This window comes from Brevundimonas sp., assembly GCF_036659295.1.
GTDB lineage: Bacteria > Pseudomonadota > Alphaproteobacteria > Caulobacterales > Caulobacteraceae > Brevundimonas.
Genome location: NZ_JAVXCU010000003.1, coordinates 20,767 through 34,582, shown reverse-complemented (window position 1 = coordinate 34,582; position 13,816 = coordinate 20,767). Strand labels below are relative to the sequence as shown.

14 protein-coding genes are annotated in these 13,816 nt (G+C 61.7%); 5 read left to right on the top strand and 9 right to left on the bottom strand.

Annotation, left to right across the window (positions count from 1 at the left end):
• Positions 1-4: 4 nt before the first annotated feature.
• The 4 genes from sdhD to RSB01_RS01190 all read right to left on the bottom strand — a co-directional run bounded on the left by sdhD (position 5) and on the right by RSB01_RS01190 (position 2,143).
• The gene (sdhD, locus tag RSB01_RS01205; RefSeq protein WP_332592087.1) at positions 5-394 is read right to left on the bottom strand and encodes a succinate dehydrogenase, hydrophobic membrane anchor protein; all 390 of its coding nucleotides are present in this window, start codon (positions 392-394) and stop codon (positions 5-7) included.
• A complete protein-coding gene (sdhC, locus tag RSB01_RS01200; RefSeq protein ID WP_332592086.1) occupies positions 391-852 on the bottom strand; it encodes a succinate dehydrogenase, cytochrome b556 subunit in 462 nt (153 codons plus the stop codon). Before sdhC ends, sdhD begins: the two co-directional genes overlap by 4 nt.
• A gap of 128 nt (positions 853-980) precedes the next feature.
• The gene (locus tag RSB01_RS01195) at positions 981-1,406 is read right to left on the bottom strand and encodes an HIT domain-containing protein (RefSeq protein WP_332592085.1); all 426 of its coding nucleotides are present in this window, start codon (positions 1,404-1,406) and stop codon (positions 981-983) included.
• On the bottom strand, positions 1,403-2,143 hold the full coding sequence (locus tag RSB01_RS01190; RefSeq protein ID WP_332592084.1) for an EcsC family protein: 741 nt from the start codon (positions 2,141-2,143) through the stop codon (positions 1,403-1,405). Before RSB01_RS01190 ends, RSB01_RS01195 begins: the two co-directional genes overlap by 4 nt.
• Before the next feature lie 145 nt (positions 2,144-2,288).
• On the opposite strand from RSB01_RS01190, the gene mdh reads away from it, so the two are divergent.
• Positions 2,289-3,251 carry a malate dehydrogenase gene (gene mdh, locus RSB01_RS01185; RefSeq protein ID WP_332619344.1) on the top strand — a complete coding sequence of 321 codons (963 nt, stop codon included), beginning with the start codon at positions 2,289-2,291 and terminating at the stop codon, positions 3,249-3,251.
• A 141-nt stretch (positions 3,252-3,392) separates the two neighbouring features.
• Here the strand turns inward: mdh and zapE are convergent, their stop codons facing one another.
• Positions 3,393-4,499: a cell division protein ZapE gene (zapE, locus tag RSB01_RS01180; RefSeq protein ID WP_332590039.1), complete on the bottom strand. Its 1,107-nt coding sequence runs from the start codon at positions 4,497-4,499 to the stop codon at positions 3,393-3,395.
• Between the two features lie 148 nt (positions 4,500-4,647).
• On the opposite strand from zapE, the gene RSB01_RS01175 reads away from it, so the two are divergent.
• The 3 genes from RSB01_RS01175 (at position 4,648) to RSB01_RS01165 (ending at position 7,356) form a co-directional block, all read left to right on the top strand.
• The gene (locus tag RSB01_RS01175) at positions 4,648-5,694 is read left to right on the top strand and encodes an aspartate-semialdehyde dehydrogenase (protein WP_332590038.1); all 1,047 of its coding nucleotides are present in this window, start codon (positions 4,648-4,650) and stop codon (positions 5,692-5,694) included.
• Between the two features lie 76 nt (positions 5,695-5,770).
• A complete protein-coding gene (rarD, locus tag RSB01_RS01170) occupies positions 5,771-6,745 on the top strand; it encodes an EamA family transporter RarD (RefSeq protein WP_332590037.1) in 975 nt (324 codons plus the stop codon).
• 50 nt (positions 6,746-6,795) lie between these two features.
• Entirely contained in the window at positions 6,796-7,356 is a 561-nt protein-coding gene (locus RSB01_RS01165) for a hypothetical protein (RefSeq protein WP_332590036.1), read from the top strand.
• Here the strand turns inward: RSB01_RS01165 and RSB01_RS01160 are convergent.
• Genes RSB01_RS01160 through RSB01_RS01150 form a run of 3 tightly spaced genes read right to left on the bottom strand, consistent with a single transcriptional unit; the run spans position 7,353 to position 11,478 of the window.
• A complete protein-coding gene (locus tag RSB01_RS01160) occupies positions 7,353-8,498 on the bottom strand; it encodes a serine hydrolase domain-containing protein (protein ID WP_332590035.1) in 1,146 nt (381 codons plus the stop codon). The two genes, RSB01_RS01165 and RSB01_RS01160, sit on opposite strands and share 4 nt — an antisense overlap.
• A gap of 55 nt (positions 8,499-8,553) precedes the next feature.
• Positions 8,554-10,200 carry a M20/M25/M40 family metallo-hydrolase gene (locus RSB01_RS01155; protein WP_332590034.1) on the bottom strand — a complete coding sequence of 549 codons (1,647 nt, stop codon included), beginning with the start codon at positions 10,198-10,200 and terminating at the stop codon, positions 8,554-8,556.
• 60 nt (positions 10,201-10,260) lie between these two features.
• Positions 10,261-11,478 (bottom strand): TIGR03862 family flavoprotein, encoded by a 1,218-nt coding sequence (locus RSB01_RS01150; protein ID WP_332590033.1) that lies wholly within the window; start codon positions 11,476-11,478, stop codon positions 10,261-10,263.
• Positions 11,479-11,523: 45 nt separating this feature from the next.
• On the opposite strand from RSB01_RS01150, the gene greA reads away from it, so the two are divergent.
• Complete coding sequence (greA, locus tag RSB01_RS01145; RefSeq protein WP_332590032.1) at positions 11,524-12,003, top strand: transcription elongation factor GreA; 480 nt, start codon at positions 11,524-11,526, stop codon at positions 12,001-12,003.
• Between the two features lie 54 nt (positions 12,004-12,057).
• On the opposite strand, the gene RSB01_RS01140 is transcribed toward greA, so the two are convergent.
• Positions 12,058-13,620: a leucyl aminopeptidase gene (locus RSB01_RS01140; protein WP_332590031.1), complete on the bottom strand. Its 1,563-nt coding sequence runs from the start codon at positions 13,618-13,620 to the stop codon at positions 12,058-12,060.
• Between the last annotated feature and the right edge of the window lie 196 nt (positions 13,621-13,816).

The following is a 13,816-nucleotide window of genomic DNA, read 5'->3' as shown; positions in this document are numbered from 1 at the left end:
TCGATTAAGCTCCTGCGATCGGCAGCGAAGCCGCGCGCACGATAAAGAAGACGCTGCCGGCAGCCAGCAGCACAAAGACGATGTTCGACACAGTAATCAGAGCCTTACGCGACGACGGAGCCGGTACGTAGTCCTCGATGATCACCTTCCACGCCAGCGAGGCGAACAGGAAGAACACCACAGCGGTGATGGCGCAAAGGCCAGCATTCAGCGGGTTACCGAACCAGGCGGCAACCGTTGCGAAGTCGGCACCGGCTAGGGTGAAGCCCGTCGAGGCCACCCAGATCGACAGCGGCATCAGAGCCGCCAGTGCCAGCTTTTCGATCTTCCATTCGCCAGCACCGTGGCGCTCGGAGATCTTCACATTGTTCTTGAACTTGGGTGCAGCGCTCACAGGGCAACCTTTCCGCTAGCAAACAGCACGACCCAGAACAGGACGGCCAGAACCAGGGGACCCCAAACCGCGACGCGGGACATCAGGTTGGCCGTCTTGAGGTCCAGACCCTTGCCCATGTCGTTGATCAGGTGGCGGGCACCGTTCAGCAGGAAGGAGAACAGCACGACCGACAGACCGAACCAGACAAACAGGCCCAGCGGCGAGGCCGAGCATGCCAGCAGCTTGGCATAGGCGTCAGCGCCCGAAGAGGCGGTCGCGATCCAGCCCAGCATCAGGACAGCACCCACCGTGGCCGCGCCAATCGTGACGCGGAACAGGATGGAGGCCACCATGGTGATGTGCCAGCGCCATACCGAGGTGAAAGGGGACATGGGCGTGACGTGCCCGTTGGGGTGGCGAACGTAGCGGCCGGTCCGGTCGCCGTTGGTTCCACCCGCTGCCTGATGATTGGACATGCGAATGATTCTCAAAAAACCTGTGGAAATTCAGGGTCAGACTATTGCAAAGGCTTTTGTGCTGTGCAGCACACGATGTCAACGAAACCGCACCAATAGTCGGGATATATAGTGCGTCAGGCGGTAATTTACGCCGTTCCGATGATCGACAAACGTCGCTCGAGAACCTCGGTCGCGCAAAAAACTGCCCCCGGACGGCCCCAGACCGGATCGGGCCACAGCGGATCGTCACGCCTGCGCCCCACCACATGTACATGGAGTTGGCGGGTCACATTGCCCAGGGCTGCTGTATTGATCTTATCAATCGGCGCGCCTTCGACTTCGGCCATCTCGGCCACCTGTTTTCCAGCCTTTACGACTTCTTCAATCAGTTGCGCCCGCTGTGCGGCGCTCAGATCGGACAGTTCCACCGCGCCTTCAACGCGCGGCAAAAGAATAAGCCAGCAGAAACGCGCATCATTCTGGAGGCGGACCTGACACAGCGGCCAGTCCGCCACATGCAGCGACGCGGCTTCGAAAGCGGGATCGGCTTTAAACATTTCAGCAGGGATCATAACGGGTCAGCCTCGTTGAACCAGCGCAGTCGATAGGCCTGAATGGCCGTATTGGCTACATGCGTGGTCAGCCGCCAATTGGCCACCGCCCCGACCGGTGCCCCCACAACGGGCAGCAACTGCGCCAGCTTGGCCAGATCAATATAGTCGCGATACTCCAGTTGAAACTGGTGCCAGTCCAGTTCAACCGGCTCGCCCTCTTTATCGGGATAGCTGGCCTCCAGAGCCGCCAGCGCATGGGGCCTCTGGCGCGCGCTCGAAAAGGCCATGTGGAATATGCGCAGTATAAAAAACCGCTCAGCCGGATCACGGCTGTCATGGCCATAAAGGGCGCAAATCTCGAACAGCAGCTTGATTTTGATGGTCATCAGCGCCGGAAGATCGACCGCCGCCAGAACAAACCCGCCCGCACCCGCAACGCCGCCTTCGATACTAGCGGTTGTGCGATAGGTCTTCATCAGTTGGCGAACCGCCAGTTCGCGCTCTTGCAGCGTGCCTTCGCTACGCGGGCGGGATGTTATCCAGCCCGATCCCATGACAATGGCTTTGGTCATCTGTTTCATCACTGCCGTCACCACCTTGTGAACCGGTTCTGGAATGATGTTGTTGATCCGGTCCTGCGTGGCACGGGTGGTGCGATCCCAAACACCGGGCCGCTTTTGCTGTCGCGTTCGCCATGTCAAAGCTGTTGTTAAGGCTCTGCTTTCATAGCCTGTTGGATTGTTTTTCGAGGCCATTCAGACATCCTGACAGACGGTTGGACCGTTTAATCGCGTACCAAAGGCGAAACGCGGAAGACTTGCTCCCGCTCCCGCGCGGGTCTAGACCGCCCGCCATCGAATAGTGTTTCGCACACGCAACATCGACTTGGAGAGACCTTAAATGGCTCGTGCAAAGATCGCCCTTATCGGCGCCGGTATGATCGGCGGCACCCTCGCCCACATCGCAGCTCGTGAAGCTCTGGGCGACGTCGTCCTGTTCGACATCGCAGAAGGCACCCCGCAAGGTAAGGGTCTGGACATCGCCGAAGCTTCGGCTGTCTTCGGTCAAGACGTGGCCCTGAAGGGCGCAAACTCCTACGCCGATATCGCTGGCGCAGACGTCTGCATCGTCACCGCCGGTGTTCCGCGCAAGCCGGGCATGAGCCGCGACGACCTGATCGGTATCAACCTGAAGGTCATGAAGGCCGTCGGTGAAGGCATCAAGCAATACGCACCGAACGCGTTTGTGATCTGCATCACCAACCCGCTGGACGCCATGGTCTGGGCTCTGCAAAAATTCTCGGGCCTGCCGAAAGAGAAGGTCGTCGGCATGGCCGGCGTTCTGGACTCGGCACGCTTCGCCTACTTCCTGGCTGAAAAGACCGGCGTTTCGATCCAGGACATCCACGCCTGGACCCTGGGCGGTCACGGCGACGACATGGTTCCGATGGTGCGTCACTCGACCGTGGGCGGCCTGCCGCTGCCGGACGCTGTGGCTGCTGGCCTGCTGACCCAAGCTGATCTGGACGCTATCGTCGAGCGCACCCGCAAGGGCGGCGGCGAGATCGTGGCCCTGCTGAAGACCGGCTCGGCCTTCTATGCTCCCGCTGAATCGGCCATCGCCATGGCCCGTTCGTACCTGCTGGACCAAAAGCGCGTCCTGCCGTCGGCGGTTTACGTCTCGGGCGAATACGGCCTGAACGATCTGTATGTCGGCGTTCCGGCCATGATCGGTGCCGCTGGCGTCGAGAAGATCATCGAGTTCACCACCAATGACGAAGAGAAGGCCATGCTGGCCACCTCGGTCGCCTCGGTGAACGGCCTGATCGAAGCCTGTAAGGCTGCTGATCCGTCTCTGGCATAATGCTGGCCCGCTCTTAGGAGCGGGCGACGCCGGTTCCCTAACGCTCGCGACGCGGTCGCTCGCTGCTTGAGTGAACTGACTTTAGAATAAGAAAAGGGCCGCTCCAGATGGGGCGGCCCTTTTTGTATCTAGTGAAGAAGGTCAGACTTCTTCGCGGCCCTGCTCCAACCAGCTTTGGCTGCGCATTTCATTGAGGCGCGAGACGGTGCGCTCGAACTCGAAGGCACCGTCGCCTTCCGTGTACAGCACTTCCGGCTCGGCATCGGCCAGAACCACCAGACGGGTCTTGGCCTCATAGAGCGCGTCAATCAGCGTCACCAGACGACGCGCTTCCTGACGCTTGTTCGGCCCCAGCTTGGGTACGCCTTCGAGGAACAGGGTGTGGAAGCGTTTGGCGATGGCCAGATAATCCTGCGGTCCCAAGGGTTTGACGCACAGTTCATCGAATGTCGCCCGCGCCATACCGCCCACCGTGCGGTTCACCACCACCTCGCGGCCCAGCACCGTCAGGTGTGTGGGTTCTTCGGGTTCACCGCCCTTCAGGTCCGACCACAACAGCTCGAACGTCTCTGCGGCCCCTTCGGAATCCGTGGCAAACCACACCTTCTCGCCCGACAGGCGATCCAGGCGGAAGTCCTTGGCTCCGGCGGTTTCCACCACCACAGTCCTTTCCTTCAAGGTCTTGATGAAGGGCAGGAAAAGCTGGCGATTGATGCCGTTCTTATAGAGGTCATCGGGCGCACGGTTCGAGGTGATGGCCAGCACCACCTTTTTTTCGAACAGGGCGTCGAACAGACGGCCCAAAATCATCGCATCGGCAATATCGGTGACCTGTAGCTCGTCAAAGCACAGCAAGCGCGCCTCGGACGCAATCAGCGCCGCCACAGGCGGGATGGGGTCATCGCCCTTGTGCTGGCCAAACACGGCCTTGCGCTGAGCCTTGTCGCCCTCGCGCCACTGGCGCACCAGATCATGAATGCGCGCCATAAAGGCGTGGAAGTGGGCACGGACCTTTTTCTGTTCCGGCGTCGAGGAGTAGAACAGGTCCATCAGCATGGACTTCCCGCGCCCCGGCGGGCCCCAGATATAGATGCCGCGCACCTCCGGCACCGAACCGAACAGGCCCTTCCTGGCCAGATCAAGTTCCAGACGTTCCAGTTCCGCAATCAGGCCCACCTGAGCCGGATCGGGATTGATGACGCCCTCTTCAAGGCGGATGTCATAAGCGTTTCGAATGCGGGAGGTCATAGGCTGCAGATAGTCCGCCACGCATCAGGTTGCAAAGACGCATCGAAGCAAAACACCGATCTTGGATGTTTTTGGTTGCACTGCACCTACGAAAGCACCAAATGCAGAAACTCTATTTCAACAACCATCCCAAAAGGTAGATTTTATCATGGGCTATCGCGTCGCCATCGTAGGCGCCACCGGCAATGTCGGTCGTGAAATGTTGGCCATCCTCGAGGAACTGAACTTTCCCGTCGAGAAAATGCACGCGATTGCCTCACGAAAATCGAAAGGCATGGAAGTCGCCTGGGGCGACAAGACTATCCTGTGTGAAGATATCGAGCGTTTCGACTTCTCGACCGTAGACATTGTTCTGATGTCGGCCGGTGGCGATGCCTCGCGCGAATGGTCCGAAAAGATCGGCAAGCTTGGCCCGATCGTGATCGACAACTCTTCGGCCTTCCGTCAGGATCCCGACGTACCGCTGATCGTGCCGGAAGTGAATCCGGATGCGGTCAAGCTGGCGCGCAAGAAGAACATTGTCGCCAACCCCAACTGCTCGACCGCGCAACTGGTTGTGGCGCTCAAGCCTCTGCACGATGCCGCCAAGATCAAGCGCTGCGTCGTCTCGACCTACCAGTCGGTTTCGGGCGCGGGCAAGGAAGGCATGGACGAACTGTGGAACCAGACCAAGGCCATCTACGGTCTGGGCGATGCCACACCCAAGAAATTCCCCAAGCAGATCGCCTTCAACGTCATTCCGTATATCGGCTCGTTCCGTGACGACGGCTATACCGACGAAGAAGCCAAGATGTGGGAAGAGACCCACAAGATGCTTGATCCGAACATCAAGCTGACGGTCACCTGCGTACGTGTGCCGGTCTTTGTCGGCCACTCGGAGTCGGTCACGGTCGAGTTCGACCGCCCGATCGAACCGGACGAGGCCCGCGAAATCCTGCGCGAGGCCCCCGGCGTTCTGGTCATCGATAAAATGGAACACGACGGTTACATCACCCCCGTCGATGCTGCCGGTGAGCATGCCGTATTCGTCTCGCGCATCCGCAAGGACCCGACGGTCGAGAACGGCCTGTCCTTCTGGGTTGTCTCGGACAACCTGCGCAAGGGCGCGGCACTGAACGCGGTGCAAATCGCCCAGCTGCTGGACGAGACCGGAACCATCACACCGAAGTCCGGTGTGCGGACCATTATCGTCTAAAAACATTACGCCCCGAAGCCCGCCTTCGGGGCGTTTTTCCTGCAACCTCCTTGTGGCCTACGCCCATAGGTGAACTGTGAACGCGTCCTACTCCGCCCATCCTGAATCCCGTCAGGCCCTGACCGCCGGCATCATCTGCTATCTGATCTGGGGCGTTATCCCGCTGGCCTTCCAGCAGATGGGGGCCCACGGGGCCGACCCGTGGGAAATTCTGGCCCACCGTTCGATGTGGGGCGTGGTTTGGGCCGCCGGTCTGGTCATTCTGGCGCGCCAGTCCAGCCAGATCATGACGGTCCTCAGGGACCCGCGCACCTTTGGTTTTTTGCTGTTGTCCTCGCTGGTCATCGCCACCAACTGGGTGACCTATATTCTGGCGGTCAATAATGGCCGCACGCTGGATGCCGCGCTGGGCTATTATCTAAACCCGCTGCTCAACATGGCCGCGGGCGCATGGCTGTTCCGCGAGAAGATCACCCGTATCGGCTTTGTCGCCATCGGTCTGGCCGTCATAGGTGTGGTGATCCAGACCATCGCGCTGGGCCACGCGCCGTGGATTTCGCTGATACTGGCATGCAGCTTCTCGTTATACGGGATCATCCGCAAACGTGTGTCTGCCGATGCCCAGACCGGCCTGTTTATCGAATGCCTGATCCTGTCGGTTCCGGCTCTCGCATGGGTGATCTGGCTGCAATTGTCGGGACAGGGGCATTTTGGCACAGCGTGGCCGATCAGCCTGTGGCTGTTGTTCTCCGGTCCGCTGACGGTCATTCCGCTGATGCTGTTCTCGTGGGCCGCACGTCGTATGCCGCTGTCGACCATGGGCTTCCTGCAATATATCGCGCCGACCATGGTGTTTGTGATCGGCATGTTGCAAGGCGAGTCCCTTGGCCTGCTGCGCGGCATTTCCTTCGGCTTTATCTGGGCGGCTGTGGCCATCTTTACCGCAGGCGCTGTTCACAATGCCCGCAAGAAGGCTGCCGCCATCACCGAGTTCGAACCGGGCCTCGTCACAACCCCGCAAGAGCGTAATCCAGACAACCGGCCGGACTAAGTGCGGCAGAACGATTGAGTGCGGGCCACAGGTCGGCCATGATGGGAGTAATGAAGATTTTGCGCCCCCTCGCCACCGCCACTCTGTCTCTGATTATCCTGACGGGGCTTCCCTCCTGTGCCACGGCACAGGACGAAATCATCCGTACCGCACGCGATGCCCCGCAACTGGAGGCACGCGAGCAGGTCAGCTTGAACCCCACGCCTTCAACAGCGGTGATCTTTGACCAGATCAGCGACACGCTGGATGCCGCCGCCGCGGCATGGTCGGGCGGCGATGTCGACACCATTATGGGCTTTTACACCGTGGACCAGCCCCTGCTGGTCATGCTGGGTGACGAGCCGCTCAAAGGCCCCGATCCGGTGCGCCACTGGCTGACCACCCGCCAGGCCATGCCCGGCGGTCTGGGCACCATGAACTATGAGTGGTTCGAGACGCTGCAACTGGACGATTATACGGCCATTGCCTCGGGTCGCATGATCGTCAGCATCAATGGCCAGCACCATCGCGCCCTGTTCACACGCCTGTTGCGCCGTTCGACCGACGGCTGGCAGATTCTGCATGACCAGATCGCCTTGCCGCCGTCGGCCTATACGGTACCCAAGGCCTAGAGCGCGGCGTAAACCGCGTTGACCAATGCTACGGCGCGCGGGTCGCCCAACAGATGCGGCGACTGGCGGTTCATCACATAGGCCCCCGACACACGCGCCTTGGCATCGGCCCAGACCAGCGAACCGCCCCAGCCGCAATGGCCAAGCGCGTCGGGATTGGTGCCGAAAATATTCAAGCCTTCGTTGCGCATCAGACCTGCCGCCCATGACAGGGTGAAGGGCAGGATCTTGTCCGGTCCCGAAATACGCTCGCGCGACAATTGGGACAGGGTGTCAGCCGACAGGATTTTCTGACCGTTAAAATGGCCCCCATTGGCGATAACCGACAAGATGCGCGCCAGATCGACACCGGCCGCATGCATATTGGCCGACGGGATTTCCGCCTCGCGCCATTCGGCCGAGCCACGTCCACCGGGGGCCGCGCCCTTGTTCACAAAGGCCGCCATCTTCAGTTCGTCCAACTTGCCCAGATTGGGCAGGCTGCTGGGGCGTTTCATTTCGGCGGCGCGGTCATGCTCGCTGGCAGGGGTGCCAATCCAAAGATCAAGGCCGAACGGCTCGCAGAATTCTTCGCGCAGGGCCGCGCCCATGCTGCGACCATCGACAAGACGGAACAGTTCGCCCGCCATCAGGCCGATGGAAATAGGATGATAGCCCGAAGCCGTGCCCGGCTCCCACATCGGTTTTTGCGCCGCCAGACGCGCCAGAACCGCCGGCGGATCATACCAGATCGCCGGATCAACCGGCTCGTCAAAGCCCGGCAGGCCGGCCTGATGGCTCATCAACTGGCCGACCGTCAGATCGCCTTTGCCGTTCTGGGCAAAGTCCGGCCAATAGGTCGCGACCTTTTCCTCATAGGACAACAGACCACGTTCCACACAGGTGGCGATCAGCAGCGCCATGACCGCCTTGCCGCTGGAAAACACCGGCACCAGCGTCGTCTGGGTAAAGGGCTTGTGGCCCGACACATCGGCAGAGCCGCCCCACAGGTCGATCACCGTCTCGCCCTCGATCGTGATCGAGAAGCGCGCTCCGACCTCGTTGAGGCCTTCGGGCGCATCGGTGAAATTGGCAGCAAAGGCATCCTTCACTGCGCTGAACGGGGCGGGGCAAAGGCCGTGGATTTCGACAGACTGGGTCATGACCCCAGACTTACCCCGAGAGGCGTCCAAGGTCACGACCCGTTCGCGTCACTGCTTAAGGCTTGCGCTGCCCATCGCTTTGTTTGCGTACCGCCTCGAACTCGGCCCCTTGTGCCCATTGCGGCCAGTCCGAGCCATTGGCCAGATCACGCCCGACCTCGAACAGAAGCTGCAGATCGGCGGCGGCCCCCTCCATCGTCCAGTCCGGTGTCCATTCGTCGGTCGGCTGGTGATAGCGGTTGGCGACATAATCGCGGCTGGCCGCATTATGTCCGGTAAAGCCCGCTGCCGCGAACAGGGCAGGGACACCCGAGCGCGCCAGAGGGAAGTGGTCGGAGCGATAGAAGGCCCCCGCTTGCGGCGCAGGATCAGGGATCAGACGGCGTCCGTCACGCTCGACCTTGATCTTGAGACGGCCATCCAGATCGGACTTGTCCGGACCGATCACCACCACGGTCGGATCGATTTCCGCTCCCGGCAACAGGCTGTCGAGATTGATATTGGCCACGGTCTTTTCCAGCGGCCAGACGGGATTGGCAGCATAGTATTCCGCCCCCAACAGGCCGTTTTCCTCGGCCGCCCAGGCTACAAATCCGACCGAACGGCGCGGCTTGGGCCCTTCGGCAAACAGACGCGCGACCTCCAGAATACCGGCAACACCCGTCGCATTGTCGACCGCACCATTATAGATGTCGTCGCCATTCTTGGGGGTGGCGCGGCCATAGGCGTCCCAGTGGGCACCATACATCACCACCTCGTCGGGGCGCTCCGATCCGGCCACGCGGGCCAGCACATTGCGGGTTTGAACGCGGTCGTGCTTCTGGCCAAAATCAATGGTCATACCGACGCCCGACAGTTCGACAGGGCGGAAGTCCTCGCTGCGGGCCGCCTCGCGCAGCGCCGCCAGATCATGCCCGCCCAGCGCGATAAGCTTTTGTGCCGCATCGCTGGAAATCCAGCCTTGCGCCGCCACACGCTCCTTCATCGGATCGGCGCGGACAATATCGAAGTCGGGGGCGGTCGAAGACGCTTCCAGCGTGGACCACGGATAACCCGCGCCCGCCGTATCGTGGATGACCAGAACACCGGCCGCACCCTGTGCCGCCGCTTCCTGGAACTTGTAGGGCCAGCGGCCATAGAAGGTCATGGCGCGACCATCGAAACGGTTAGCCACCGGATGGCCTTCGGGCGCGCCGAAATCGGGATCGTTGACGATGACAAGGATGATCTTGCCCGCCACATCCACATCCTTGAAATCGTCCCAGCCGCGCTCGGGGGCCGAAACACCATAACCGGCAAACACCACCGGCACGTCTTGCAGACTGATACGGTCCACCGGACGGTCCGAGGCGACAATGATGTCGCTGGCGCGGTTAAAGGTCACGGTGTGGTCGCCATGACGAGCGCTGAGGGTGGCGGGGCCATCCTGCATGGTGCGGCTGACCTCGGCCACCTGCACCCAGCTGCCATCCTTGCCGCCCGGTTCCAGCCCCAGTGACGAGAACTGCTGGACCAGCCATTCAATGGTGCGATCCTCGCCGACCGTCACCGGCCCGCGCCCCTCGAAATGGTCAGACGCCAGTTCGCGCGTCAGCATGTTCAGGCGCTCCGGATCAATCGTCTGGGCCACTGCGGGGTTCGCCGCCATCAAGGCCGCCAGCAAAGCCATCTGACCGGCACCGAACAAAACCGAACGCAACATTATCATCTCCCTTGGAACCCTGTTCCAAAGGTGTGCGCTTTTTGACGGCCCTGTCGAGCCTTAGACCTGCAAATAATCCTTCACACCTTCGGCCGCGCGCACGCCCGACGCAAAACAGGCCTGAAGCAGATAGCCGCCCGTCGGTGCTTCCCAGTCCAGCATCTCGCCGCAGACAAACACACCCGGCAGCGCCTTTAGCATCAGATCATCATTGATCTGGTCCAGACCGATACCGCCCGCGCTGGATATGGCCTTGTCCAGATCCTGCACGCTGCCTAGGCGCACGGGCACCGCCTTGATGCGGGCCGCCAGAGCCTGCGGGCTGTCTGGCAGGGGGCCCGCCTCGCGCAGCAATGCCGCCGACGCCCCGTCCAGATGCAGGGCCTTGCGCAGATGGTTGCCAAGGCTGTTCTTGCCGCGCGGCTTGGACAGTCGGCGCTCCAGATCGGCCAGCGTCATATCGGGGCGCAGGTCGATAACAATATCGGCATAGCCATCCGTATGGATTGCCTCGCGAAGACCTGACGACAGGGCATAGATGGCACCGCCCTCCAGACCATAGGCGGCGATCATAGCCTCGCCACGCACGTTGTGGCCCTTGTGCGAGAGAGCGATATTTTTCAGCGGATGACCGGCAAAACGCTCGCGCAGCACATTCGACCACGCCACCCCGAAACCCGCATTGGCCGCCTGTAGCGGGCGAACGGCAATGGCATTGTCTTCCATCCAGCGCGCCCAGCCGCCATCCGATCCCAGTCGGGCATAGGAGCCACCGCCCAGCGCCAGAATGACCGCATCCGCCTGAAAGCTTTTTTGCCCCTGCGGCGTCTCAAACAGCCAGTTCTCGCCCTCGCGCCCTGTCCAGTTGTGACGGGTATGGATGACGACACCCAAGTCTTCCAACCGTACCAGCCAGGCCCGCAACAGGGGCGAGGCCTTCATCACCTCGGGAAAGACCCGTCCCGACGATCCGGTAAAGGTTTGCGCCCCCAGTCCATCGGCCCAGCCCTTAAGCGCCTCCGCATCGAACCCGTCCAGCCATGCGGCGACCACATCCTTGGCCGCGCCATAGCGCTCATCAAAAGCGGGGCGCGGCTCCGAATGGGTCAGGTTCAGCCCGCCACGACCGGCCATCAGGAATTTGCGTGCCACAGACGGCATTTTCTCGAACACCTCGACCCTGTGCCCAGCCATTGCAAGCCGCTCGGCGGCCATCAGTCCGGCAGGACCGGCGCCGATAATTAAAACACGGGGTAGGGGGGCAGCAGGCGTATTCATACGGCCTTCCTACCGGAACACGGCCAAACCGCCTATGTTGGACTTATGAGCGTAGCTTTTACCCGTGAAGAAGACCTCGAGGCGACCGCCGCAGATCTGGTGGACCGCCCTGTCTCGACGCACCCGAACTGGGTGACGAAACAAGGTCTGGAACAGATCGAAGCCGAGCTGGCCTCGGCGCGTGCGGCCTATAATGCCGCCCAGACCTCCGGCTCTATCGAGAGCGACCGCACCGCCATGGCCCGCGCCACGCGCGATCTGCGCTACTGGATCGCGCGTCGTGCCACAGCGCAACTGGTGGAGGTAGAGGCCGATGGCCGTGTGCGTTTTGGCGGCACCTTCACCATCGAGCGCGGGGATGGCCGCACCCAGACATGGGCGATTGTCGGCGAGGACGAAGCCGATCCGGCCAAGGGCTCTATCAGCCATGTCTCACCACTTGCCCGTGCCCTGATGGGCAAGCGGGTCGATGACGAGGCCGAGGTTGCCGGTCAGACCGTGGCCGTAACGGCCGTGGACATCTGAAAAAGGCCTCCGGCAAAAACCGGAGGCCTTCATTTATTTCCGTTCCTTAGGCGCTTAGTAGCCGCCTTGACCTTTTTCCTTGGTCACCGGCTGGAAGTCGCGCACAAAACGCTCCAGCAGACGCACCGACCAGCCTGCAGAGCCTGCCGGTTTCACATCATTGCCGCCGCCATAGGCCATATTGGCCATGTCGATATGGGCCCACGGGGTTTCGGGACGCACGAACTCGCCAATGAACTCGGCCCCCAGGCCAGCGCCCGGTCCCGGCTCGCCACCATTGCGATAGTCAGCGATCGGCGACGAGATGCGGCTGCCATAGGCAGGGTTCATCGGCAATTGCCAGACGGTTTCGCCAGAGGCCTTGCCCGCTGCGGTAACCTGATCGGCCAATGCATCGTGACGGCTGAACAGACCGGCATAGTCCGGACCCAGCGCCCCGCCGACCGAGCCCGTCAAGGTCGCCACATCGATAATGGCCGACGGGTTATAGGTGGTGTCGGCCCATGCAATCGCATCGGCCAGAACCAGACGCCCTTCGGCATCGGTCGAACCGATCTCGATGGTCTTGCCAGTCATGGCGGTCAGCACGTCACCGGGGCGGATCGCATTGCCGTCCGGCATGTTCTCGGCCACGGCAGCGACGGCCACCACGTCCACCGGTGCGCCGGACTTGGCCAGTGCCAGAACGGCCCCGACAACGCCCGCCGCGCCCGACATGTCCATCTTCATATTGCCCATATTGGCGCTGGGCTTGATGGAGATACCGCCGGAGTCAAACGTAATACCCTTGCCGACCAGAGCCACCGGCGCATCCGAAGCCACGCCGCGATAACGCACAGCCACGATAGCGGGCGGGCGCACCGAACCGCGACCAACGCCCAGAATGGCCCCCATACCCAGACGTTCCATAGCGGCACCGTCCAGCACCTCGACGGTGACGTTCGGCACACCGGCAAAGGCTTCGCGGGTGCGGGCGGCAAACACGTCCGGATAGACGACATTGGCCGGTTCGTTGGAGATGTTGCGGGTCCATTCCATCGCCGAAACGATATGGGCACCGCGACCGCGATAATGGCCTTGCGCATCGGTGCTGTCGGTTACAACCGTCACGGCACCTGTCTCGGGCCGCGACGCCGTGGTGTTGTAGAAATCAACGCGATACTGGCCCAGACCCAGACCGGTGACGATTTCCGACACCGCGTCATTGTCCAGACCCTTGGCCGCCAGCGTCAGGGTCGCCGGATCGGCCATCAGGGCGCGACCGACCATGGTGCCTGCGGTTTGCAGGTCTGCACCGGTCGCTGTCGAGCTTACGCCCTGCACATAGACACGGTCCCAACCGGCCACGCCGTACAGGCTGATGTTTTTGCGGGCACCATAGGTGAAGCGGGCACCGGTCAGGCCGGTCTTGATGGCATCGACAGTCGCCGCATCCAGACCGCGCGCGGCCAGATCACCTTCACCCGTCACGAACAGGACCAGCGTGCCCGAAGCGCTCGGCATCGTCTGGGCGAAGTTTACATCGCGCACGACGCTATAGCGGGCCTGCGCGCCTGACGGTGTCGCTACGGCCGTACTGGCGGCGGGCGCACGGCGCGATTGGGCTTCAGCTGGCAAGGCAACAGTCAGGCCTGTCGCGACCAGAACGGCCGCGACCGCTAAGGAATATTTTTGAATAGTATGATGCACTGGCCCACGCCCCTCATTTGCAATCTGCCCTTATGGGGTGCTGCGGTGAGAGAGGGCAAGCCTGCGCCTAAGACCTTGTAAAGACGCGGCGTCGTGTCGCGCCCGTAGCGGATTTACCGGTAGC

Bases quoted from the DNA above. Each gene is read 5' to 3' on its own strand.
- RSB01_RS01190 (WP_332592084.1), bottom strand. From the start codon at position 2,143: ATGGCCTCGAAAAACAATCCAACAGGCTATGAAAGCAGAGCCTTAACA.
- RSB01_RS01150 (WP_332590033.1), bottom strand. From the start codon at position 11,478: ATGAATACGCCTGCTGCCCCCCTACCCCGTGTTTTAATTATCGGCGCC.
- zapE (WP_332590039.1), bottom strand. From the start codon at position 4,499: ATGACCTCCCGCATTCGAAACGCTTATGACATCCGCCTTGAAGAGGGC.
- RSB01_RS01175 (WP_332590038.1), top strand. From the start codon at position 4,648: ATGGGCTATCGCGTCGCCATCGTAGGCGCCACCGGCAATGTCGGTCGT.
- RSB01_RS01155 (WP_332590034.1), bottom strand. From the start codon at position 10,200: ATGTTGCGTTCGGTTTTGTTCGGTGCCGGTCAGATGGCTTTGCTGGCG.
- greA (WP_332590032.1), top strand. From the start codon at position 11,524: ATGAGCGTAGCTTTTACCCGTGAAGAAGACCTCGAGGCGACCGCCGCA.
- RSB01_RS01165 (WP_332590036.1), top strand. From the start codon at position 6,796: ATGAAGATTTTGCGCCCCCTCGCCACCGCCACTCTGTCTCTGATTATC.
- RSB01_RS01160 (WP_332590035.1), bottom strand. From the start codon at position 8,498: ATGACCCAGTCTGTCGAAATCCACGGCCTTTGCCCCGCCCCGTTCAGC.
- RSB01_RS01195 (WP_332592085.1), bottom strand. From the start codon at position 1,406: ATGATCCCTGCTGAAATGTTTAAAGCCGATCCCGCTTTCGAAGCCGCG.
- sdhC (WP_332592086.1), bottom strand. From the start codon at position 852: ATGTCCAATCATCAGGCAGCGGGTGGAACCAACGGCGACCGGACCGGC.
- mdh (WP_332619344.1), top strand. From the start codon at position 2,289: ATGGCTCGTGCAAAGATCGCCCTTATCGGCGCCGGTATGATCGGCGGC.